The organism is Pseudomonas fluorescens (assembly GCF_902497895.1).
Lineage (GTDB): Bacteria > Pseudomonadota > Gammaproteobacteria > Pseudomonadales > Pseudomonadaceae > Aquipseudomonas > Aquipseudomonas fluorescens_BP.
The window spans coordinates 91,094-112,777 of the sequence record NZ_CABVHQ010000009.1 but is presented as its reverse complement, the minus strand read 5'-3'; the positions used below and the strand labels follow the sequence as shown (position 1 = coordinate 112,777).

The following is a 21,684-nucleotide window of genomic DNA, read 5'->3' as shown; positions in this document are numbered from 1 at the left end:
TTTCTCCTGGGTGTTCATGACCGCTACCAGGTTGAAGATTTTTACCGAACCCACCTTCCGTTTGTTATAGGCGACCTCAGAAGCTATTCCTGCATGCGATACCAAGTCTGACGCCACAAGCATGCGAGATGCTGGCAATATAATACCATTCAGTTTAATCTCCGCAGAGTAGGGGCATTCTGAAACTGTATTGTTTTAGGCATGGATCAGGTCTCTAGCCACCAAGGAGATGGGGATCACAACATGAAATTTTTTAAAAAAATAAATAAGCCAAAGCACGCACTATCAAAAGAAAATCAACCTAAATTTAGCTCAACTTTTACCCTCAACCTTGTACACCCTCATATAGTTATCTCTGAACTTAGTAAATTAACTATCATGCTAAATACAGTGCGTATTAGCGATATTTTTCTTGTTACTAGCCACACAAATCAGATTTCAACATGGGCTTTCCAATGACGGAAATACACGAAGTTTCGCCGCGTGAAAATGTCGGCAGAGATACGATAGCGAGATACGAAGCGCAGTTTCGTGCTGCATGTATAGAAAGCTTATCATTACTAGAAAGCGCAAAAAAAGACAAAATATACTGCGACTTACACGACGATTATGTGGCTCGATATGTTTCCTTGGGAAAAACAACCTATCGCTTTGTTCAAGTTAAAACAAGAGCATCACAGCGGAAAAATCTAACCATGAATGAAGTCTTCGGACTACTGAAAAGAAAGAAAAAAGGGAGCGCAAATAATTTAGAAGATAGTTATTTCGGAAAAATGATACTTCACATTATAAACTTTAAATCTTCCTGCATCGAAATATCACTTCAAACGAACGTCGAATACGATGAAGATACAAACTCCATCATTGAAGATATAGAAAACCAGCGAATAGAGTCCAAACACACAACAACCTTGATTTCCGAAATAAAAAAATTAACGGAGTTCACGTCTCATACTGAAGCACAAATTTTATTAGAATTACAGAAATTAAAGATCGAGACAGGACTACCATATTTACGAGGCGAAGATACATATTTCATCCCAATTGCAATAGAGAAAATACGAGAATATAGCGAGATAGAACTACAACATACAGAGTCAGTTGAAATCTTAAAAAACATTCTAGATCTCGTTAGAAATAAGTCACGAAATAAAATCCACAAGGACATTACTGCCTCGGATCTTGATGCGATTGCAGGGATAACCTTACACGACCTTCTAAATATATTAAGTATTTCGTCCACTGGATATGAAATACTTAAATCCAGCGGCGACTCACGCGCAATAAAAAACACTTCAATTCTGCAACGGTTCCTTCGAAACTCCGGCTTCCCCGAATCCATGATTCCGGAACTTATTCAACTAAAAGTCAACTGGGACGACTGGTTTTCTGTCAGACGTCACAAAGTTCCAGATTTTTCACTTTCAATATTTACATCCAAAATACAAGAAACAGTAGAAAAGCTAATTAGCCACGAGTTAAAGTTCAAAAGCTTACAATCAGAGCTCCCGAAGCTTAAGTGCGAGCTTGAAACCATAAGTGGTCTTGATGGACTTACGGAAGAACTATTACTCGGTTCAGTATTAAAAGAATTTGTATGGATAAACTCCAAATGAATATAGTAGAGCTATTTGAAAAAATCGACGACAACATACAAATCAACTCTAGAAAAGTCACTAGAAATCCAGAAGAATCCTTATCAAACGAAGCATTGTTCCACCTTCCTTTGTTAGCAATGACAATTTTACTGCTAGCCAAGAGCAGATCAAAACCCAAACTTGAAGAAATTACATCACTCGTTGGTCAGTGCCTGGAGCTTTCGATACCAGGCTATAAACATTCGTCGCAAAATATAAGTTGGTCGGCGAACCTAAGAATCAGAACCGTTAAAGCGCTGACCTTTCTTGAGATTAAAGAATTAATCTACACCGACAGTAGTAAAAAAATAATCGCATCGGAGCTAGGGAAAAAAGTGATAGATCGAGCATTAGCTCAAGAAAGCGAGCTTAGTGCCAATCTCGCTGCTATACAAAGGAGCTATAGAAACATCTGTAAAGAAAATATAATTGAGGCGACAGTACGATGAAGCTAATAAGTTTAAAAATTCACCAAAAATCCTCTCAAGGCTGGGGTACAAAGGAACTCTACTTTGGGGAAAGAATCACTCAGATATACGGCCCAAACGAAAGCGGCAAGACACCACTAGTTCTATTAATCATGTATTGCCTAGGACTACCTGCCGAATTTAGAAATGACATACTCAATAACTGCTCAGCGGCCACACTAAAGTTAGAGCTAACTCAAAAATTAAGCATTACTCGCCGACTTGATCGCGACTTCCATATCACTGTAGAAGTAGACAGCGGAATTTTAAGCTTCGTTGATGAGTTGGAATTCTCGCAATTTTTACTTGAAAAAACTGGAATTCCAACAACTCGACTTACTTCAAAAAGCGGTTTACCTACCCATATTTATTTATCTACCCTCTGGCCGATTTTTTACCTTGAGCAGGACAAAGGCTACACATCAACATACGTAACAAAAAATAATTTCATTCAAAACCAACAAGGAGAGATCATAAGATCCCTTATGGGGTTCCCAGAAATAAACCCTTATGACAAAAGAAAGAAACTAATAGAAGCCCAGCAAAAACTTAAAGTTCTTGATGAGCTAGTCCATCAAAAAAAGCAATTTATCTCATCCCTTCAGGGCGCCGAAATAAAGTCTTACAATGATATTAAAAAACTTGGCATGGAAATAGAGCAACTGTCATTGGAGATGGAAAGCCTAAAAAATTCGAAACATCACAAAACTGATGCAATCAACAGCCTTGAAATACTAATACAACAAGCCAACAAAGAAGTATCCACTACAAATAATAACTACTCTGAGACAAAGGCTTGGTTAGATGGATTAGCCAAAATCGAACATAAAATAGAGACCGAGATTGATACGTTAAGTCTGAACGAAGATGCTCGAAGAGTTTTCAGTTCTTTTGCTGACATTTGTGCTCAACCTGGCTGTGGCTTATTTTTAGCTAGTAGTGAGACATACGGAAAAAACTTACTCTACCTCAGAGATCAGCTTAAAGACCTTGAGAGCTCGCGACAACGAGCACAACTACAACTTCTCGAACTGGAAAGAACGCAAAAAGCGAACAACCAAAGGCTGACCAATTTAACCTCGCATAGAGAAAAAGCAAATGATGATAGTAGTATTGAGCTATTCGTAGAGACCGTAAGTAGAGTTACGTCTGAAATGGTTGATAAACGACTAGAGAAATCAAAGCTTGAAAAGATTTCGCTCCTTGAAGAAGAACTGTTGAAGATCTCAATTGACCGAGAACGAGCGATACTCAATGAATCAGCATTGAGGGGATCAAGAGAGGCAGGAGATCCAGAGTTACTAAGATTCAAAATGGACTTCATCAAAAAAATTCAAAAATGGCTACAGATCCTTGAAACTAGAAATGTGCCTAAAAACTTCACATTGGATAGCGAATTTAAATTAAATTTTGGTACAGAACGATTTGAAAGCTTTCATGGAACTTCGCGCCTGAAAATTGTACTTTCCTACCACGCAGCTCTTTACGAACTAGTCCTTGAAAAAAAATCAACAGAATTGAATTTTCTTATTTTCGACACACCAAAACAACATGAAATATCTGAGACCGCATTCGATAATTTTATAAAAAACTTGAGACAAATAGTCGAAACTCAAGGGGGACAGGTAATATTTTCATCGACCTCGTACAAATACGAAGGCAGAGATGGCGACATCGACTGGCTTCCAACATATGAGGAATTTGAACAACCCATGTTCATGGGGAAGCCGGTCCAAATCTAAAAATTCCTACTGATTAACACCCATAAAAAAACCGCCCAAAGGGCGGTTTTTATGATTTCCAAGCCAACACTTACAACTTCGGACCAGCAGCCTTGATCGCGTCGCTTACGTCGAACTTCTTGAAGTTCTCAACGAACAGTCCAGCCAGTGCTTTGGCCGCTTCGTCGTAGGCCGCTTTGTCAGCCCAGGTGTTGCGTGGGTTCAACAGTCCGGTTTCAACGCCCGGTACGGCCAATGGCACGTCGAGGTTGATGGTGTCCAGGTGTTCGGTTTCTACGCCGATCAAGGCGCCGCTCTGGATGGCTGCGATGACGCCACGGGTGGTCGGGATATTGAAGCGTTTGCCGACGCCGTAGCCACCGCCAGTCCAGCCGGTGTTGACCAGGTAGACCTTGGAGCCGAAGCCGCGGATGCGTTTGATCAGCAGTTCAGCGTATTCGCCGGCCGGACGCGGGAAGAACGGTGCGCCGAAGCAGGTGGAGAAGGTCGACTTGATGCCGCTGCCGGAACCCATTTCGGTCGAGCCCACCAGAGCGGTGTAGCCGGACAGGAAGTGGTAGGCCGCTTGTTCTTCGCTGAGGATCGAGACTGGCGGCAGTACGCCGGTCAGGTCGCAGGTCAGGAAGATCACAGCGTTTGGCTCGCCACCGAGGTTTTTCGGCGCGCGTTTTTCGATCAGTTCACGCGGGTAAGCGGCGCGGCTGTTCTGGGTCAGGCTGTCGTCGGCGTAGTCGGCTTTCTTGGTGACCGGGTCGAGTACGACGTTTTCCAGTACGGCGCCGTGCTGGATGGCTTTCCAGATAACTGGCTCGTTCTTCTCGGAGAGGTCGATGCACTTGGCATAGCAACCGCCTTCGATGTTGAACACTACGCCAACGCCCCAGCCGTGTTCGTCGTCACCGATCAGGTAGCGGCTTTCGTCAGCGGACAGCGTGGTTTTACCGGTGCCGGACAGGCCGAAGAACAGGGTAACGTCGCCCTCTTCGCCCATGTTGGCCGCGCAGTGCATCGGCAGGACGTCGACTGCTGGCAGCAGGAAGTTCTGGACCGAGAACAGGGCTTTTTTCATTTCGCCGGCGTAACGCATGCCAGCCAGCAGGACTTTCTTGGCCGCGAAGTTGATGATCACGGTGCCGTCGGAGTTGGTGCCGTCACGCTCAGGTTCGCAGACGAACGCTGGGGCGTTGATGACTTGCCACTCGTCCTTGCCACCCTGGTTGTACTCTTCAGGATTGATGAACAGGCAACGGCCGAACAGGTTGTGCCAGGCAGTCTCAGTGGTCATTTTGACCGGGAGGTAGTGCGCTGGATCAGAACCTACATGAACGTAGGAAACAAAACGCTCGCGTTCGGCCAGATAGGCTTCAACGCGGTTCCACAGGGCGTCGAACTTGTCGGCCGGGAACTTGCGATTGATCGGACCCCAGGCAATAGCGGCCTGGGTGGAAGGCTCTTCAACGATGAAACGGTCGACTGGCGAGCGACCGGTACGGTGACCGGTTCGCACGACCAGAGCGCCGGTATCGGACAGCTCGCCTTCACCGCGGTTCAGGGCTTCTTTAACCAGATCGTCAACACTCAGATCGGTGTACACGGCGTTATTGGCTTGCGTCATGAGATTCCCCGTCGGCCAGTGGCCGAGTGCTCCAAACGTTTTGTAGTAGAAAATTGTGCACTACTACCGCGAAAAAAGTGGGCCGGATTATGCCAGAAATGACCAAAAATAGTAGGGCCCTCCCGTCAGACCGGCGTTATTCCGGCGTTCAACAGGTGATTTACCTGTGCTGAATCGTTTTAGTGACGAGTATCTGACGGTGTGTCGACACCCGCTCCAGCAAACAATTGAGCGATATCGGCGGCATCGAACAGGTAGCGCTGGTTGCAGAACTGGCAATCGATCTCGACGCTGCCGCCATTTTCGATGACCAGTTGCTGTGCGTCTTCCTGACCCAGACTGACCAGCGCATTGCCCGAACGGTCCCGCGAGCAGCTGCAGCGAAAGCGCAATGTCTGCACATCGAACAAGCGTATCGCTTCGTCATGGTATAGACGGTGCAGCACGGTTTCGTTGTCCAGACTGAGCAGTTCATCGGCGGTCAGGGTGCTGGCCAGGGTGGTGATGTGCTGCCAGCTGGCGCCGCGTTCTTCGTCGTCCTTGATGCGATCGGCCGGCAGTTGCTGCAGCAGCAGGCCACGGGCGCGACGGCCGTCGGCGTTGAGCCAGAAGCGTGTGCCGACTTGCTGGGACATGACGAAATAGTTGGTGAAGCATTCCGACAGATCCGTGCCGTCGAGGTCGACGATGCCCTGATAACGCTGGCCGTGGGTAGGATCGACAGTCAGCGCCAGTACACCCTGCGGCATCAGGTCGGCAAGGGTCGCATCGGGGGCGATCTGTTCGGCGTGGTAACGGGCCAGGCCACGGATTTCGCGCTCGCTGGAGCACTCGATCATCAGCAAGGGTACCGGGCCTTCGGAACGGGCCTGGAGAATCAACAAGCCATCGAACTTCAAAGTGCCGACCAGCAGCGACGCCGCCGCCATCAGCTCGCCGAGCAGTTGTGCGACCGGCTCCGGATAGGGATGCTTGGCGAGGACTTCGGCATAGCTACGCTCCAACGCAACCAGCTCGCCACGGGCGTCGCTGTCATCGAAGATGAAGCGTTGGGTGTAGTCGGTATCCGGTAGATCGATCATAGGTCTGGGTATCTGAAGTGGTGACTAATGGGTTACAGGGGGCGCAGGAAAGCATTTTGGCACCCGATCGGTGCGTGATTTTCGGCCATGGGAGGCATTTTATGAACAATCGGGGATTGTTCCAAGCCAGGCAGCTATTGGCGGGTTGGCTCTGGGTAATTTACTCCCTCAAGCGGGACAGCCCTACTCCCCATCATTTCCACCATGGAACTTGAATAGATCGCGCCGTTGTTTCTTGGTCGGCTTACCGTCGGTACTGACCCCCAGGGAACCGGCCTTGCGCATTGCCGCAGCGTTTTCGCGCTTGGCAATACTGGCTTCGGTTTCGGCGTACAGGGCCTGAGCTTCCGGCGCGCCACGGCGCACCACCGACAACCCCAGGACCACTATAGTGCGCTCGTCGAAACCGGCGCGGATCTGAAATTCATCGCCGATTCTCGGCTCTTTGCCTGGCTTGCAACGATCGCCCCGGCAATGCACTTTACCGCTTTCAATCGCCGCTTTGGCCAGCGCGCGGGTTTTATAAAAGCGCGCAGCCCACAACCACTTATCCAGACGAACCTTGTCGTCATCTTCGGTTTTTTGTGCCATAGAATTTCCTCGTTCGGTGGATGCTCGGAACTGTACTACTGTTTCTGTCGGGCCCATCAATCCATGTGGGCGGATAGAATGCCCGGCTTATGCCTGTAGTCTTGGCGCGGAGTTCACGAGTGACCATTTTCCCGACATCTTTAACCTCAACCTCGCCCAGCGACCACTGCCAGGGATGCCTGCAGGACAACCCTCTGGGTTTCGACTTCACCTTTGCTTACCAGCCAATCGTCGATTTGCGCGATCAGTCCATTTTCGCCCATGAGGCGCTGGTCCGGGGTACCGCAGGTGAAAGCGCGTTGTCGGTACTCGATCAGATCACCGAGGAAAATCGCTACCGCTTCGATCAGCTTTGCCGTATCCGGGCCATTGAAGGCGCAGCGGCTTTAGGCATGCAGAGTCATCTCTCCATCAACTTCATGCCCAACGCGGTTTATCGCCCCGAGCTGTGCATTCGCAGCACCCTGGAGGCGGCAAAAAAACACGATTTCCCTCTCGACAAGCTGATTTTCGAGACCCTGGAAAGCCAGCACGTAGATAACTATCGCCATTTGACCAATATTCTGCGTGAATACCGCGAATTCGGCTTCAAAACGGCCATCGATGATTTTGGCTCGGGCTATTCCGGGCTGAATTTACTCGCAGATTTCCAACCGGACCTGATCAAACTCGACATGGCGCTGATCCGCGATGTCGACCGTGATCGTGTCCGTCAGGCCATCGTGCGGGGGATTGTCGCCATGTGTGCGGAACTGGACATTACAGTCATTGCCGAAGGCATCGAAAGTGCCGGTGAAAGGGACTTTCTGGACGACTGTGGAATATTTCTGATGCAGGGTTACTGGTTTGCCAAACCCGCATTCAAAGCGTTGGCCCGGGTTGCTCCCGAGGCCTGGATACGTTAATCGCTGGCTGACCCATTTGAAGACATTTGACCATTTGACCGTTGTCGGTCTGCGCGAGTGGATAGCGCTCCCGGATTTGGGAGTGGCGGGCCTGCGGGCGAAGATTGACACCGGCGCCAGCACCTCCAGCCTGCATGCCACCGAGATCGAGCCGTTCGAGCGCGACGGGGAAAAGTGGGTGCGCTTCAACGCGCACCTGGGCACCGTGGTGCAACTGCGCCATCGGCACTGCGAAGCGCCGCTGGTGGCGATGAAGACGATTAAAAGCTCCAACGGCCAGGCGCAGGTACGTTACGTGATCAGCACCACCCTGGCGCTGGGCGATCGGGTCTGGCGGGTGGAGTTCACCCTGGCCTGCCGCAAGTCCATGCGCTATCGCTTGTTACTCGGTTCCAAAGCCCTGATCGACGGCCAGTTGGTGGTCAATCCGGGAATCAAATACGTTCAAGACAAGCCGGCATTCCCGGCATCCACTACCCTTGCCACAGGTGTTGCATGAAGATCGCTGTGCTGTCGCGAAACCCGCGTCTGTATTCCACTCGTCGTCTGGTCGAGGCCGGCACCGAGCGTGGCCATGAAATGGTGGTGGTCGATACCCTGCGCGCCTATATGAACATTGCCAGTCACAAGCCGCAGATCCACTACCGTGGAAAACCACTGGAAGGCTTCGATGCGGTGATCCCGCGAATCGGTGCTTCGGTGACGTTTTATGGTTGCGCAGTATTGCGCCAGTTCGAAATGATGGGGGTGTTCCCGCTCAACGAGTCCGTGGCCATCGCCCGCTCGCGGGACAAACTGCGCTCTCTGCAATTGCTCTCGCGACGTGGGATTGGCTTGCCGGTCACCGGTTTTGCCCACTCACCAGACGATATTCCCGACCTGATCGCGATGGTCAACGGCGCACCGCTGGTAATCAAAGTGCTGGAAGGCACCCAGGGCATCGGCGTGGTGATGTGCGAAACCGCCACCGCCGCGGAGTCGGTGATCGAGGCGTTCATGGGCCTCAAACAAAACATCATGGTCCAGGAATACATCAAGGAAGCCGGAGGTGCGGATATCCGCTGCTTCGTGGTGGGCGAAAAAGTGATCGCGGCGATGAAGCGTCAGGCCAAGCCCGGCGAGTTCCGCTCCAACCTGCACCGGGGTGGCAGCGCCAGCCTGATCAAGATCACTCCGGAAGAGCGCATGACCGCCCTGCGCGCGGCCAAGGTCATGGGTTTGAGTGTCGCGGGCGTGGATATCCTGCGCTCCAACCACGGGCCGCTGGTGATGGAGGTCAATTCCTCGCCGGGCCTGGAAGGGATTGAAACCACCACCTGCAAAAATGTGGCGGGGATCATCATCGAACATCTGGAGAAAAATAGCGGGCCGAATATGACAAGGACCAAGGGGAAGGGTTGAGGCTGGGCTCGAATCCATTGTGGCGAGGGGGCTTGCCCCCGATCGGCCGCGCAGCGGTCGTAAATCCGGCCGTTGCGTTTCTCCTGAAAAAACCCGGTTGCAGATTTTAGGACCGCTTCGCGCTCCAGCGGGGGCAAGCCCCCTCGCCACAGGGGACCTGCTAAACCGCATCCCTCGGCAACATCAGCCCCAACGGCAAGCGCACTCGCGCTTCCAGCCCACCGCCTGCGCGGTTGCGCAGTTCTACATTGCCGCCGTGCATCGAGGCGATCCGCTTGACGATGGCCAGGCCCAGCCCGGTACCTTTGCCGCCTCGGGCGCGGTCGCCGCGGGTGAAGGGGTTGAAGATGGCTTCGAGCTCTGACTGATCAATGCCGGCCCCACGGTCCATCACGCTCAGCACCACATAGGGTGCGCTGGTGTCGCCCGATACATAGGCGGCCACTTCGACTCCGCTACCGGCGTGATGCAAGGCATTGCCGATCAGATTGTTCAACAGGCGCTTCATCGAAACCCGGCGCAACGGGAACGGCTGGATCGGTTCCAGCCGTAGGCGAACCCGTTCTTCGTTCTGGTTGTAAGGCGCCGCAACTTCGCGCACCAGATCAGTAAGGTCGACTGCTTCTACCGTCTCGTCGCGACCATCGCGAATAAACGCCAAAAACTGATCGAGAATCGCGTCCATGTCTTCGATGTCGCGCACCATCGCGTCAGTGAGGTCGCTGTGGTCGCCCATCAGCTCCAGGGACAGCCGCAAGCGGGTCAACGGTGTGCGCAGGTCATGGGACACGCCCGCCAGCATCAGCTCGCGCTCACGCCCGGCCTGTTCGACGTCCTCGGCCATCTGGTTGAAGGCGCGATACACCTCGGCCATTTCACTCGGAGTGTCGCTGATCGGCAGACGCACACTACGCCCCTGACCTAATTGGCGGGCGGCATACACCAGACGCTTGAGGGGTTGATTGAGCTGGCTGACGAAGATCCAGGCCGAGGCTGTGGATAACAAACCGATCGCCAGGAACCAGCCCAGCACGCTCCAGATTTTCTGGCCACGCAGCGGGTGTGGGTACAATGGCACTTTCAACCAGCCATCACCAAGGCTCGGCGCACGTACCCACAGGGCTGGCGGCGCGTGCATGCGCAAGCGCACTTCGGTGTCGGCACCCAGTTCGGCCTGCATCTGTCGTTGGTAGATCTCACTGTACGGCCAATGCTGCTCACCTTCCGGCACACCGGCACCGACCACCCGAATCAGCGTGGCGGCTTCGGCGATCTTCTCGCGATTCGCTTCGTCCGCAGCCCAATAAGAGCGCAAGGTCAGCGCGACACCGTGGCTGTATTGGCGATCCACCAGCACGTCTTCGTTCATCAACAGATAAATCAGGGTCAGCGCCTTGGAAAACAGCACCACTATCAGCACCAGCCAGAGGGTGCGGGAGAAGAAACTTTGGGGGAACCACATGGGGGTTTTCATAAACAGCAACTACACACTTTGCAGGAGCGAGCGGCGCTCGCGAAATTGCGGATCGCGAGCCGCCCGAGTCGTTGTCATGTTACAGACCGACCGAGAAACCCGCTCCTACAAATCACCAATCACTTGGTCGCGGTGCCATCCGGCACGAACACATAACCCACGCCCCAGACGGTCTGAATATAACGTGGCTTGGACGGATCGGGCTCGATCATCCGACGCAGACGGGAGATCTGTACGTCGATGGAACGCTCCAGAGCATCCCATTCGCGGCCACGGGCCAGATTCATCAGCTTGTCGCGGGTCAGCGGCTGACGGGCGTTCATCACCAGGGCCTTGAGTACCGCGAACTCACCGGTGGTGAGCATGTGCACTTCGTCGCCGCGCTTGAGTTCGCGGGTGGCCAGGGACAGCTCGTAGTCGCCGAAGGTGACGCTTTCGTCTTCGCTACCGGGAGCGCCCGGCACTGGCGGGTTCTGACGACGCAGCACCGACCTGACGCGAGCCACCAGTTCATCCGGGTTGAATGGTTTGGCCAGGTAGTCGTCGGCTTCCGCCTCCAGGCCGTTGATACGACTTTGCTCATCGCCCTTGGCGGTCAGCATGATGATTGGGATCTTGTTACCCGCGGCGCGCAAGCGCTTGAGAGCGACCAGACCGTCTACTCCAGGAAGCGGCAGCATATAGTCGAGGATGATCAGGTTGAACACTTCACGCGCCAGCAGACGATCCATCTGTTCGGTGTTCGGTACGGCTCGGGCGCGAAAGCCCTTCCCGATGAAAAAACGCTCCAGCAGGCTGCTAAGCCCCGGATCGTCGTCAACGATAAGAATTTTTTCGCCTTCAGCAGTTTGTGCAGTGCTGCTCATTGGATGCTCCTTTGATCTCGGCGGGCATTATGGCGTAGCTGCCGGTATACGCACCGTGTGCATTGTTAGCAGATTTTTCCTCGGCTGCCAGCAAACCCGCCATTATGCCTACATGGCATGCTACCCCCGGAGGACCGAACGCTGGTTATAATGCGCCGCCTTTTGTGCAGGGCAACGTCTGATCGTTACCGTGGCGGGCCAGCCTTTATTTTCCATGGCCACGCAGTAATTGTCCGATTTCACGGGTCAACAAGGATGCCTTTTGATCCAGGCAGCGGCGCCGGCCAGGCCGCTCAACCAGACTCGCCAAGCCCGAACTCCGCGCCTGCGAGCCTGCTTTCACAATTTGTCAGGTGGTTTTATGGACAGCATCAACAGCCGCATCGCCGAGGAACTCGGTGTACGCCCGCAGCAGGTCGAAGCGGCCGTCGCTCTACTGGATGAAGGCTCCACGGTGCCCTTCATCGCCCGCTACCGGAAAGAAGTGACCGGCAGCCTCGATGACATTCAGTTGCGCCATCTGGAAGAGCGCCTGCGCTACCTGCGAGAACTCGACGAACGGCGCATCAGCATCCTCGCCAGCATCGAAGAGCAAGGCAAGCTGACCCCGGAATTGGCCCGCGACATCAAACTGGCCGACACCAAGACCCGACTCGAAGATTTGTACCTGCCATACAAACAGAAGCGCCGCACCAAGGGCCAGATCGCCCTGGAAGCCGGCCTCGGCGAGTTGGCCGACGGACTGTTCAACGACCCGACCCTGACCCCGGAATCCGAAGCCGCGCGTTTCGTCGATGGCGAAAAAGGCGTTGCCGATGTCAAGGCTGCTCTCGAAGGCGCCAAGTACATCCTCATGGAGCGCTTCGCCGAAGACGCCAGCCTGCTGGACAAGCTGCGCAGTTACCTCAAGCAGGAAGCCACCCTCAGTGCCCGCGTGATCGCTGGCAAGGAAGAGGAAGGCGCCAAGTTCCGGGACTATTTCGAACACGACGAACCACTGAAAAGCATGCCGTCGCACCGTGCGCTGGCGATTTTCCGTGGTCGCAACGAAGGCATTCTCAGCTCCGCGCTGAAAGTCGGCGAAGACCTGCCGGGCGCCATGCATCCGTGTGAAATCATGATTGGCGAGCGTTTCGGCGTGCAAAACCAGAATCGCCCAGCCGACAAGTGGCTGAGCGAAGTGGTGCGCTGGACCTGGAAGGTCAAGCTCTACACCCACCTGGAAACCGATTTGCTGGGCGAGCTGCGCGACGGCGCGGAAACCGAGGCGATCAACGTATTCGCCCACAACCTGCACGACTTGCTGCTGGCCGCCCCGGCCGGCCCGCGCGCCACCCTGGGCCTGGACCCGGGCCTGCGCACCGGTTGCAAAGTCGCGGTGGTCGATGCCACCGGCAAGCTGCTGGACTACGCCACGGTTTACCCGCACGTACCGAAAAACCAGTGGGACCAGACCATCGCCGTGTTGGCCGCCTTGTGCGCCAAGCACTCGGTGGACCTGATCGCCATCGGCAACGGCACCGCCAGCCGCGAAACCGACAAGCTGGCCGCTGAACTGATCAAGAAATACCCGGGCATGAAGATGACCAAAGTCATGGTCTCCGAGGCCGGTGCTTCGGTTTACTCGGCTTCGGAACTGGCTTCCAAGGAATTCCCGGACCTCGACGTGTCGATCCGTGGCGCGGTGTCGATTGCCCGTCGCCTGCAGGACCCGCTGGCCGAACTGGTGAAAATCGATCCGAAATCCATCGGTGTCGGCCAGTACCAGCACGACGTGTCGCAGCTGAAACTGGCGCGCGGCCTGGATGCCGTGGTCGAAGACTGCGTGAACGCCGTCGGCGTCGATGTGAATACCGCTTCGGTGGCGCTGCTGGCACGGATTTCCGGGCTCAACGCGACACTGGCGCAGAACATCGTCAATCACCGTGACGAAAATGGTGCGTTCAAGACCCGCGCCGCGTTGAAGAAAGTCGCGCGTCTGGGCGAAAAAACCTTCGAACAGGCCGCCGGCTTCCTGCGGGTCATGAACGGCGACAACCCGCTGGATTCATCCGCGGTTCACCCGGAAGCCTATCCGCTGGTCCAGCGCATTGCCGCCGAAACCGACCGTGATATCCGCTCGCTGATCGGCGACGCCAGCTTCCTCAAGCGTCTTGATCCGAAGAAGTACACCGACGAAACCTTCGGCTTGCCGACAGTGACCGACATTCTTCAAGAGCTGGAAAAACCCGGTCGCGACCCGCGTCCAGGGTTCAAGACCGCCGAGTTCCAGGACGGCGTCGAGGACCTCAAGGATCTGGAACTGGGAATGATCCTCGAAGGTGTCGTCACCAACGTGACCAACTTCGGTGCTTTCATCGATATCGGCGTGCATCAGGACGGTCTGGTGCACATTTCCGCCTTGTCGGAGAAATTCATCAAGGATCCGCGTGAAGCGGTGAAAGCCGGCGATGTGGTCAAGGTCAAGGTCATGGAAGTCGACATCCCGCGCAAACGCGTCGGCCTGTCGATGCGCATGAGCGACACCCCGGGCGAGAAAATCGACGGTGCCCGTGGCGCGCGCCCTGGCTCGGCGCCACGCCAGTCGCAAAACACCGGCCCGCGCAAGGAAACCCCGGCGGCGGCTCCGGCCAACAACGCCATGGCTTCGTTGTTCGCCAACGCCAAGCAGTTGAAGAAGCGCTGATGGAAATCCCTGCCGGGCTGACCCAAAGCGCGTTCTTCCAGCTGCTCGGTTGCCGTTTGCTCAGTCTTGAGGTCGGGGTGGCGCAAGTCGCCCTGGCCCTCGAGCCGCAATTGCGCAATCGCGGTGGCAAGCTGCACGGCGGGGCCTTGTTCAGCCTGGTGGATATCGCCATGGGGCTGGCCTGTTCCAGCACCCATGGTTTCGACCAGCAGAGCGCGACCATCGAATGCAAGATCAACTACATTCGCGCCGTTTCTGAAGGCGAAGTGTTATGCACGGCACGGGTCATCCACCCCGGCCGGCGCACCCTGGTGGTCGAAGCGGATGTCATGCAAGGCGACAAACTGGTCGCAAAAGCACAAGGCACCTTCGCTGTCCTATAGCTCCCTGCCCTCGATTTGAGTTAATTTCGGCGCAGTGAACGCGGCGTCGAAGTTTTCTTCGTCTCGCGCCCCCCGGATTCAGGGATGAAGCCGGTATTTCCAAAGTGGGTCTTTACGGCTCGAGAACCAGGCGACAACGCCAGTTTCAACTTCACCCTTGTAGACCGTCTTGCCCACCCCCATATTGGGGCGACTGACGCGTGAAGGAATCCAACTTGAGCGAACTTCTCAACCGCCGCCTGGCTCTGCTTGGCGAGCGCGCTAACCTCTCTCTGCTCGAGCAGTGCCTGCATGGTATCGAGCGCGAATGCCTGCGCGTCAACGATATCGGCCGTCTGGCGCAGACTCCGCACCCTGAAGAACTAGGCTCTGCACTGACCAATGAGCAAATCACTACCGACTATTCCGAGTCGCTGCTGGAGTTCATCACTCCGGCCCTGCCTGATCCGGCAGACACGCTGAGCAGCCTCGACAAGATCCATCGTTTTGCCTACAGCAAGCTCGGCAACGAATACCTGTGGAGTCCATCGATGCCGTGCCCGTTGCCGGCCGAGGAAGATATCCCGATTGCCTATTACGGCACCTCCAATATCGGCAAGCTCAAGTACGTGTACCGCAAGGGCCTGGCCCTGCGTTACGGCAAGACCATGCAATGCATTGCCGGGATTCACTACAACTTCTCCCTGCCAGAGAAACTCTGGCCGCTGCTCAAGCAGGACGAAGGCTTTGTCGGTACCGACCGCGACTATCAGTCGGCGGCCTATATCGCGCTGATCCGTAACTTCCGCCGCTACAGTTGGCTGTTGATGTACCTGTTTGGCGCCTCGCCGACACTCGATGCGGGCTTTTTGCATGGCCGCTCCCATCAGCTTGAACAGCTTGATCCAGAGACGCTGTACCTGCCTTACGCCACCAGCCTGCGCATGAGCGACCTGGGTTACCAGAGCGACGCCCAGGCCGGGCTGACGCCGTGCTACAACGATTTGCACAGCTACACCGACAGTCTGCGCAAGGCAGTGGCCACACCCTATCCGCCCTACGTCGAGATCGGCACCCATAAGGACGGTGAGTGGATTCAACTCAATACCAACATCCTGCAGATCGAAAACGAGTACTACTCCAACATTCGTCCGAAACGCGTGACCTACACCGGTGAGCGGCCGATCCAGGCGCTGGTGGCTCGTGGCGTTCAGTACGTCGAAGTGCGTTGCCTGGACATCAACCCGTTCCTGCCGATGGGCATCGATCTGCAGGAGGCACGTTTCCTCGACGCCTTCCTGCTGTACTGTGCGCTGAACGAGAGCCCGCTGATCGCCAACAGAGAATGTGGCAATTGCACCTCGAACTTCCTCAGCGTGGTCAAGGAAGGTCGCCGTCCAGGCCTGCAATTGCAGCGCCATGGCCAGCCGGTGGACTTGAAAGAGTGGGCCAGCGAGTTGCTGGAGAAGATTGCGCCATTGGCCGTGCTGCTCGATCAAAGCCACGGCGGCGATGCCCACAGCAAAGCCCTGGATGCGCAACTGGCGAAGGTCCAGGATCCGTCCCTGACCCCGTCCGCGCAGGTGCTGGCCGCCATGCATGAGCATAAGGAGAGCTTCACCCGGTTCTCCCTGCGCCAGAGCCAGGTCCATGCCGAGCACTTTCGCAGCGAACCCTTGAGTGCTGAAGAGCAGACTCGCTTCGAGGAGCTGGCGCGCAGTTCGCTGGCGCAACAGGCAGAGCTGGAGCAGAACGAAGTCGGCGATTTCGATGTGTTTGTCGGCGCCTATCAGGCGAGTATTCTGGCGATCAGTAATTAAGCGGCGCCTGTAAAAGATCGCAGCCTGCGGCAGCTCCTACGGGGACCGGTTAGCAACCTGGAATCCATGGATGTACGCCAATCCGTGTAGGAGCTGCCGAAGGCTGCGATCTTTTGATTCTTAGATCTTTCCCTTCATATGCTAATTCTAAAAAGTTATTTATTTTCTAATTCTTAGATCATTTAGTCTCCTTGTCAGCCGATTCTCCGGCCGCCTGAACAAGGAGCTTTCCCAATGAAAACGTACTTTCCCCTCCGCCTCCTAGCGGCCGCGTCCCTGGCTGCGGTGAGCTTCCTGGCCCAGGCGGCTGACGTAACCGTTGCCTACCAGACCACCGTTGACCCGGCGAAAGTCGCCCAGGCCGACGGCGCTTACGAAAAAGCCACCAAGGCCAACATCGACTGGCGCAAATTCGACAACGGTGCCGACATCATTGCCGCAATCGCCTCGGGCGATGTGCAGATTGGCTACCTCGGCTCCAGCCCGTTGACGGCGGCGATTACCCGCAAAGTCCCAGTGCAGACCTTCCTCATCGCCACCCAGATCGGCGCCGCCGAAGCCTTGGTGGCCCGCGATGGTTCCGGGATCAAAACCCCGCAAGACCTGATTGGCAAGAAAATCGCCGTGCCCTTCGTTTCCACTGGCCACTACAGCCTGCTGGCAGCGCTCAAACACTGGAAGATCGACCCGTCGAAAGTACAGATCCTCAACCTCGCACCACCCGCCATCGTTGCCGCATGGAAACGCGGCGACATCGATGCAACCTACGTCTGGGACCCGGCGCTGGGCGTGGCCAAGGAAAACGGCAAAGTGCTGATCACCTCGGGCGAACTGGCCAGGTTCGGCGCACCGACCTTCGATGCCTGGATCGTGCGCAAAGACTTCGCCGCGAAGCACCCGGAAATTGTCACCGCCTTCGCCAAGGTCACTCTGGATGCCTACTCTGATTACCGCAAAGACCCACAAGCCTGGCTGGCGGACAAAGGCAACGTCGACAAACTGGTAAAACTCTCCGGCGCCAAAGCCAGCGACATTCCATTGCTGCTGCAAGCCAATGTCTACCCGCTGGCGGCTGACCAGGTGATCACCCTCGGCGCGCCGACCACCAAAGCCATCACCGACACCGCCACGTTCCTCAAGGAACAAGGCAAGGTCGAAGCCGTACTGCCGGACTACGCTCCGTACGTCAGCGCCAAGTTCATTACCAACTGATCGGGAGTAAACGGCGATGGCCTTGTTAGAACTGGAGCGCATCAGCGCACAGTACCCCGGCGCGGCAGAGCCGGTGCTGGCAGATATTTCCCTGAGCCTTGGACCCCGGCAACTGCTGGTCGCCCTCGGCCCTTCCGGCAGTGGCAAGACCTCGCTGTTGAACCTGATTGCCGGCTTCGTCGAACCCAGCGCCGGGCGCATCACCCTCGACGGCATGCCGGTCAAAGGTCCGAGCGCCGAGCGCGGCGTGGTGTTTCAAGATGATGCACTACTGCCGTGGCAGGATGTCTTGGCCAACGTCGGCTTCGGCCTGGAGTTGGCGGGCATCCCCAAGTCACAACGGGAAGTCCGCGCGCGGGAAATGCTCGCCCTGGTAGACCTCACCGGCTTCGACCAGCGTCGCATCTGGCAGCTGTCCGGTGGCCAGAAACAGCGTGTCGGCCTGGCCCGCGCCCTTGCCGCTGACCCGCGCGTGCTGCTGATGGACGAACCCTTTGGCGCCCTTGACGCCTTCACCCGCGAGCAGATGCAGGAACTGTTGCTACAAGTCTGGAAGCGCACCGCCAAACCGGTGTTCCTGATTACCCACGACATTGAAGAAGCGGTGTTCCTCGCCACCGAACTGATTTTGCTGGCGCCCAATCCCGGGCAAATCGTCGAGCGTCTGAGCCTGGACTTCGGCCAGCGCTATGCCGCCGGTGAGTCGGCCCGGACGATCAAGTCCGACCCGCGTTTTATCGAAACCCGCGAACACGTGCTCGCTCGCGTATTCTCCCAACGCAGCGCCGTCCAGCAGCAGGGGCGCGCATGAGCAGCTACGGATTACCGGCCACGGCCACAAAAACCAGCGCCAGCTCGTCGACTGTGATTGCTGCTCGTCGCAGCCTGAGTACCCGCTGGATCAGCGTACTGACCTTGATCGCGCTGCTCGCCATCTGGTGGGCCGTGACTGCCAGTGGGTTAATTGAACCGCTGTTTCTGCCACCGCCCTCGGCAGTCCTGCAAAAAGGCTGGTTGCTGGCGACCAGTGGCTATATGGATTCGACGTTATGGCAGCACCTTGGCGCCAGCCTCAGTCGTATTGGCCTGGCGCTGGGCTTCGCCGTGCTGAGCGCCATCCCGGTGGGGATTGCCATCGGCCACAACCGCATCGCCCGCGGCATTCTCGATCCGCTGATCGAGTTCTACCGCCCTATTCCACCGCTGGCCTATCTGCCGTTGATCGTCATCTGGTGCGGGATTGGCGAGTTGTCCAAAGTCCTGCTGATTTACCTGGCAATCTTTGCCCCGATTGCCATCGCCACCGCCACCGGCGTGCGCACCGTCGACCCGACCAAACTCCGGGCCGCGCAATCCTTGGGCGCGACGCGGGCCCAGTTGATTCGCCATGTGATCCTGCCCAGCGCCCTGCCGGACATTCTCACCGGCGTGCGCATTGGCCTGGGTGTCGGCTGGTCGACCCTGGTCGCCGCCGAATTGATCGCCGCCACCAGCGGCCTGGGCTTTATGGTCCAGTCGGCCGCGCAATTTCTGGTCACCGATGTGGTGGTACTGGGGATTCTGGTGATCGCGCTTATCGCCTTCACCATGGAAATGGGCCTGCGAGCCCTGCAACGCAAGCTGGTGCCGTGGCATGGCCAGGCGCATTGAACAGAACTGACTACGCCGGCACTTCGGCGCCGAATTCGAGAGCGATCATGAGCCTGAGCATTACGCCCCTTAGCTGCGCCCTAGGCGCCCGGATCAGCGGCGTCGACATCACTCAACCGCTGAACGTCGAGCAACGCGACGCCATCGAGCAGGCGCTGCTCAAGTATCAAGTCCTGTTCTTTCGCGAGCAGCCATTGAACCCACAGCAACAGGCGCGGTTCGCCGCCAATTTCGGTGACCTGCACATCCACCCCATCTACCCGAACGTGCCGGAACAACCTGAGGTACTGATCCTCGACACGGCGCAGACCGACGTCCGTGATAATGCGGTCTGGCATACCGACGTCACCTTCCTGCCAACTCCGGCCCTGGGCGCGGTGCTCAGCGCCAAGCTGTTGCCGGCGTTTGGTGGCGACACCTTGTGGGCCAGCGGCATCGCGGCTTATGAGGCACTGTCGACGCCGATGCAAAGCCTGCTGCAAGGGTTGACGGCGACCCATGATTTCATCAAGTCCTTCCCGCTGGAGCGCTTCGGCACCACCGCCGAAGACCTGGCGCGCTGGGAGGAGGCGCGCAAGAAGAATCCGCCGCTGTCGCACCCGGTGATCCGCACCCATCCGGTTAGCGGACGCAAGTCGCTGTTCGTCAATGAAGGCTTCACCACCCGCATCAATGAACTGTCTGAAAATGAAAGCGAAACAATCCTGAAACTACTGTTCGCACACGCCACCCGCCCGGAATTCACTATCCGCTGGCGCTGGGAAGAGCACGACGTGGCCTTCTGGGACAATCGTGTGACGCAGCATTTCGCGATAGATGATTACCGCCCGCAACGGCGCGTGATGCACCGGGCGACGATCTTGGGGGATGTGCCATTTTAAGATCAAAAGATCGCAGCCTGCGGCAGCTCCTACACGGATGGAGTACCCCCATAGAATCGAGGTTGTACGCAAATCCGTAGGAGCTGCCGAAGGCTGCGATCTTTTCGGCAGCACACTGGATTAAAAAACTTACTCAGCCGTCGAAGGCTTCTCCCACAAATTAATCCCGCCTTCCTGGGCAAACCGGTCGATTTCGGCCAGCTCCTCTGCACTGAAGCTCAAATTCTTCAACGCCCCGACGTTTTCGATGATCTGCTCTGGACGGCTGGCCCCGATCAGCGCGGAGGTCACCCGCGGATCGCGCAGGGTCCAGGCCAGGGCCAGTTGCGCGAGGCTTTGGCCGCGGCGCTGGGCGATCTCGTTGAGGGCACGCACATGGGCGATGTTCGCTTCCGACAGGTGCGAAACTTGCAGCGAACCGCCGCCAGGACGGTTAACCCGCGCATCCTTGGGCACGCCGTTGAGGTATTTATCGGTCAGCAAGCCCTGGGCCAGCGGGGTGAAGGCGATCACCCCGGCACCGAGTTCGTCGGTGGTCTCCAGCAGGTCTTTTTCCACCCAGCGGTTGAGCAGGTTGTAGGCCGGCTGGTGAATCAGCAGCGGCACTTTCCACTCCTTGAGCAAGGCCGCGATTTCCCGGGTTTTAGCCCCGGAGTAAGACGAGATGCCGATGTACAGCGCCTTGCCCTGCTGCACCGCAGTGGCCAGAGCGCTGGCGGTTTCTTCCAGCGGGGTATCCGGGTCGAAGCGGTGCGAATAGAAGATATCCACATACTCAAGCCCCATGCGCTGCAGGCTCTGATCGAGGCTGGCCAGCACGTATTTGCGCGAACCGCCGCCTTGGCCATACGGGCCCGGCCACATGTCCCAACCGGCTTTACTGGAGATGATCAGCTCGTCGCGGTAGTGCTTGAAATCTTCGCGCAGCAATCGTCCGAAGTTGATCTCGGCGCTGCCGTAGGGCGGGCCATAGTTGTTGGCGAGGTCGAAGTGATTGATGCCCAGGTCGAAGGCAGTGCGCAGCAACGAGCGCTGGGTATCGATCGGCGTGCTGTCGCCGAAGTTGTGCCACAGGCCCAGGGACAGTGCCGGCAGCACCAGACCGCTGCGTCCGACGCGGCGGTAGGGAATGGAGTCGTAGCGGTTTTCGGCAGCAATATAAGTCATCGAATCCTCTCTGGTTGGAGTCTGCGGTGTCTCTGAAACTCTGAAGGTCGTTGCGACCTTATCGCGGGCAAAGTCTTGTCATCGTATTCGATACGGCACCGCTAACCCATGATCGTTCCCCCACAT

At 56.1% G+C, this 21,684-nt stretch carries 20 protein-coding genes; 14 read left to right on the top strand and 6 right to left on the bottom strand.

Translation table 11 applies throughout. From position 1 onward, the window contains the following. The first annotated feature begins 243 nt into the window (after positions 1-243). The 4 genes from F8N21_RS07110 to F8N21_RS07095 are packed head-to-tail and all read left to right on the top strand — an operon-like array spanning position 244 to position 3,846. Complete coding sequence (locus tag F8N21_RS07110) at positions 244-459, top strand: hypothetical protein (protein ID WP_150641443.1); 216 nt, start codon at positions 244-246, stop codon at positions 457-459. Next, positions 444-1,616 (top strand): dsDNA nuclease domain-containing protein, encoded by a 1,173-nt coding sequence (locus F8N21_RS07105; RefSeq protein ID WP_150641442.1) that lies wholly within the window; start codon positions 444-446, stop codon positions 1,614-1,616. Before F8N21_RS07110 ends, F8N21_RS07105 begins: the two co-directional genes overlap by 16 nt. Next, the gene (locus F8N21_RS07100; RefSeq protein WP_224788177.1) at positions 1,598-2,086 is read left to right on the top strand and encodes a hypothetical protein; all 489 of its coding nucleotides are present in this window, start codon (positions 1,598-1,600) and stop codon (positions 2,084-2,086) included. Before F8N21_RS07105 ends, F8N21_RS07100 begins: the two co-directional genes overlap by 19 nt. Further along, positions 2,083-3,846 (top strand): hypothetical protein, encoded by a 1,764-nt coding sequence (locus F8N21_RS07095; protein WP_150641441.1) that lies wholly within the window; start codon positions 2,083-2,085, stop codon positions 3,844-3,846. The genes F8N21_RS07100 and F8N21_RS07095 overlap by 4 nt, the downstream gene beginning before the upstream one ends. A 70-nt stretch (positions 3,847-3,916) precedes the next feature. On the opposite strand, the gene F8N21_RS07090 is transcribed toward F8N21_RS07095, so the two are convergent. From F8N21_RS07090 to F8N21_RS07080, 3 genes are all read right to left on the bottom strand, one after another. Further along, a complete protein-coding gene (locus tag F8N21_RS07090; RefSeq protein ID WP_150641440.1) occupies positions 3,917-5,461 on the bottom strand; it encodes a phosphoenolpyruvate carboxykinase in 1,545 nt (514 codons plus the stop codon). A 179-nt stretch (positions 5,462-5,640) separates the two neighbouring features. Continuing rightward, positions 5,641-6,543, bottom strand: coding sequence for an Hsp33 family molecular chaperone HslO (gene hslO / locus F8N21_RS07085; protein WP_150641439.1), 903 nt, complete (start codon positions 6,541-6,543; stop codon positions 5,641-5,643). A 183-nt stretch (positions 6,544-6,726) separates the two neighbouring features. Continuing rightward, positions 6,727-7,134, bottom strand: a complete 408-nt coding sequence (locus F8N21_RS07080; RefSeq protein ID WP_150641438.1) for an RNA-binding S4 domain-containing protein — start codon at positions 7,132-7,134, stop codon at positions 6,727-6,729. Between the two features lie 119 nt (positions 7,135-7,253). Between F8N21_RS07080 and F8N21_RS07075 the strand changes: the two genes are divergently transcribed. Genes F8N21_RS07075 through rimK form a run of 3 tightly spaced genes read left to right on the top strand, consistent with a single transcriptional unit; the run spans position 7,254 to position 9,440 of the window. Next, the gene (locus F8N21_RS07075) at positions 7,254-8,039 is read left to right on the top strand and encodes an EAL domain-containing protein (protein WP_150641437.1); all 786 of its coding nucleotides are present in this window, start codon (positions 7,254-7,256) and stop codon (positions 8,037-8,039) included. Positions 8,040-8,088: 49 nt separating this feature from the next. Beyond that, on the top strand, positions 8,089-8,538 hold the full coding sequence (locus F8N21_RS07070) for an ATP-dependent zinc protease (protein ID WP_191624231.1): 450 nt from the start codon (positions 8,089-8,091) through the stop codon (positions 8,536-8,538). After that, positions 8,535-9,440: a 30S ribosomal protein S6--L-glutamate ligase gene (gene rimK / locus F8N21_RS07065; RefSeq protein ID WP_150641435.1), complete on the top strand. Its 906-nt coding sequence runs from the start codon at positions 8,535-8,537 to the stop codon at positions 9,438-9,440. Before F8N21_RS07070 ends, rimK begins: the two co-directional genes overlap by 4 nt. A 160-nt stretch (positions 9,441-9,600) precedes the next feature. Here rimK and F8N21_RS07060 read toward each other — a convergent pair whose 3' ends face one another. Both F8N21_RS07060 and ompR read right to left on the bottom strand, forming a co-directional pair. Next, positions 9,601-10,914, bottom strand: a complete 1,314-nt coding sequence (locus F8N21_RS07060) for an ATP-binding protein (protein WP_150641434.1) — start codon at positions 10,912-10,914, stop codon at positions 9,601-9,603. A gap of 119 nt (positions 10,915-11,033) precedes the next feature. Continuing rightward, a complete protein-coding gene (gene ompR, locus F8N21_RS07055) occupies positions 11,034-11,780 on the bottom strand; it encodes a two-component system response regulator OmpR (RefSeq protein ID WP_150641433.1) in 747 nt (248 codons plus the stop codon). 361 nt (positions 11,781-12,141) lie between these two features. Between ompR and F8N21_RS07050 the strand changes: the two genes are divergently transcribed. The 7 genes from F8N21_RS07050 (at position 12,142) to tauD (ending at position 20,391) form a co-directional block, all read left to right on the top strand. Next, positions 12,142-14,466 (top strand): Tex family protein, encoded by a 2,325-nt coding sequence (locus F8N21_RS07050; RefSeq protein WP_150641432.1) that lies wholly within the window; start codon positions 12,142-12,144, stop codon positions 14,464-14,466. Then, a complete protein-coding gene (locus tag F8N21_RS07045) occupies positions 14,466-14,849 on the top strand; it encodes a PaaI family thioesterase (protein WP_150641431.1) in 384 nt (127 codons plus the stop codon). The genes F8N21_RS07050 and F8N21_RS07045 overlap by 1 nt, the downstream gene beginning before the upstream one ends. Positions 14,850-15,064: 215 nt before the next feature. Next, the gene (gene gshA / locus F8N21_RS07040; protein ID WP_150641430.1) at positions 15,065-16,648 is read left to right on the top strand and encodes a glutamate--cysteine ligase; all 1,584 of its coding nucleotides are present in this window, start codon (positions 15,065-15,067) and stop codon (positions 16,646-16,648) included. 234 nt (positions 16,649-16,882) lie between these two features. After that, complete coding sequence (tauA, locus tag F8N21_RS07035) at positions 16,883-17,860, top strand: taurine ABC transporter substrate-binding protein (RefSeq protein ID WP_150641429.1); 978 nt, start codon at positions 16,883-16,885, stop codon at positions 17,858-17,860. 16 nt (positions 17,861-17,876) lie between these two features. Beyond that, positions 17,877-18,671, top strand: a complete 795-nt coding sequence (gene tauB, locus F8N21_RS07030; RefSeq protein ID WP_150641428.1) for a taurine ABC transporter ATP-binding subunit — start codon at positions 17,877-17,879, stop codon at positions 18,669-18,671. Beyond that, entirely contained in the window at positions 18,668-19,510 is an 843-nt protein-coding gene (gene tauC, locus F8N21_RS07025) for a taurine ABC transporter permease TauC (RefSeq protein ID WP_150641427.1), read from the top strand. Before tauB ends, tauC begins: the two co-directional genes overlap by 4 nt. Before the next feature lie 47 nt (positions 19,511-19,557). Continuing rightward, a complete protein-coding gene (tauD, locus tag F8N21_RS07020; protein ID WP_150641426.1) occupies positions 19,558-20,391 on the top strand; it encodes a taurine dioxygenase in 834 nt (277 codons plus the stop codon). A gap of 129 nt (positions 20,392-20,520) precedes the next feature. On the opposite strand, the gene mgrA is transcribed toward tauD, so the two are convergent. Next, on the bottom strand, positions 20,521-21,558 hold the full coding sequence (mgrA, locus tag F8N21_RS07015; RefSeq protein ID WP_150641425.1) for an L-glyceraldehyde 3-phosphate reductase: 1,038 nt from the start codon (positions 21,556-21,558) through the stop codon (positions 20,521-20,523). Between the last annotated feature and the right edge of the window lie 126 nt (positions 21,559-21,684).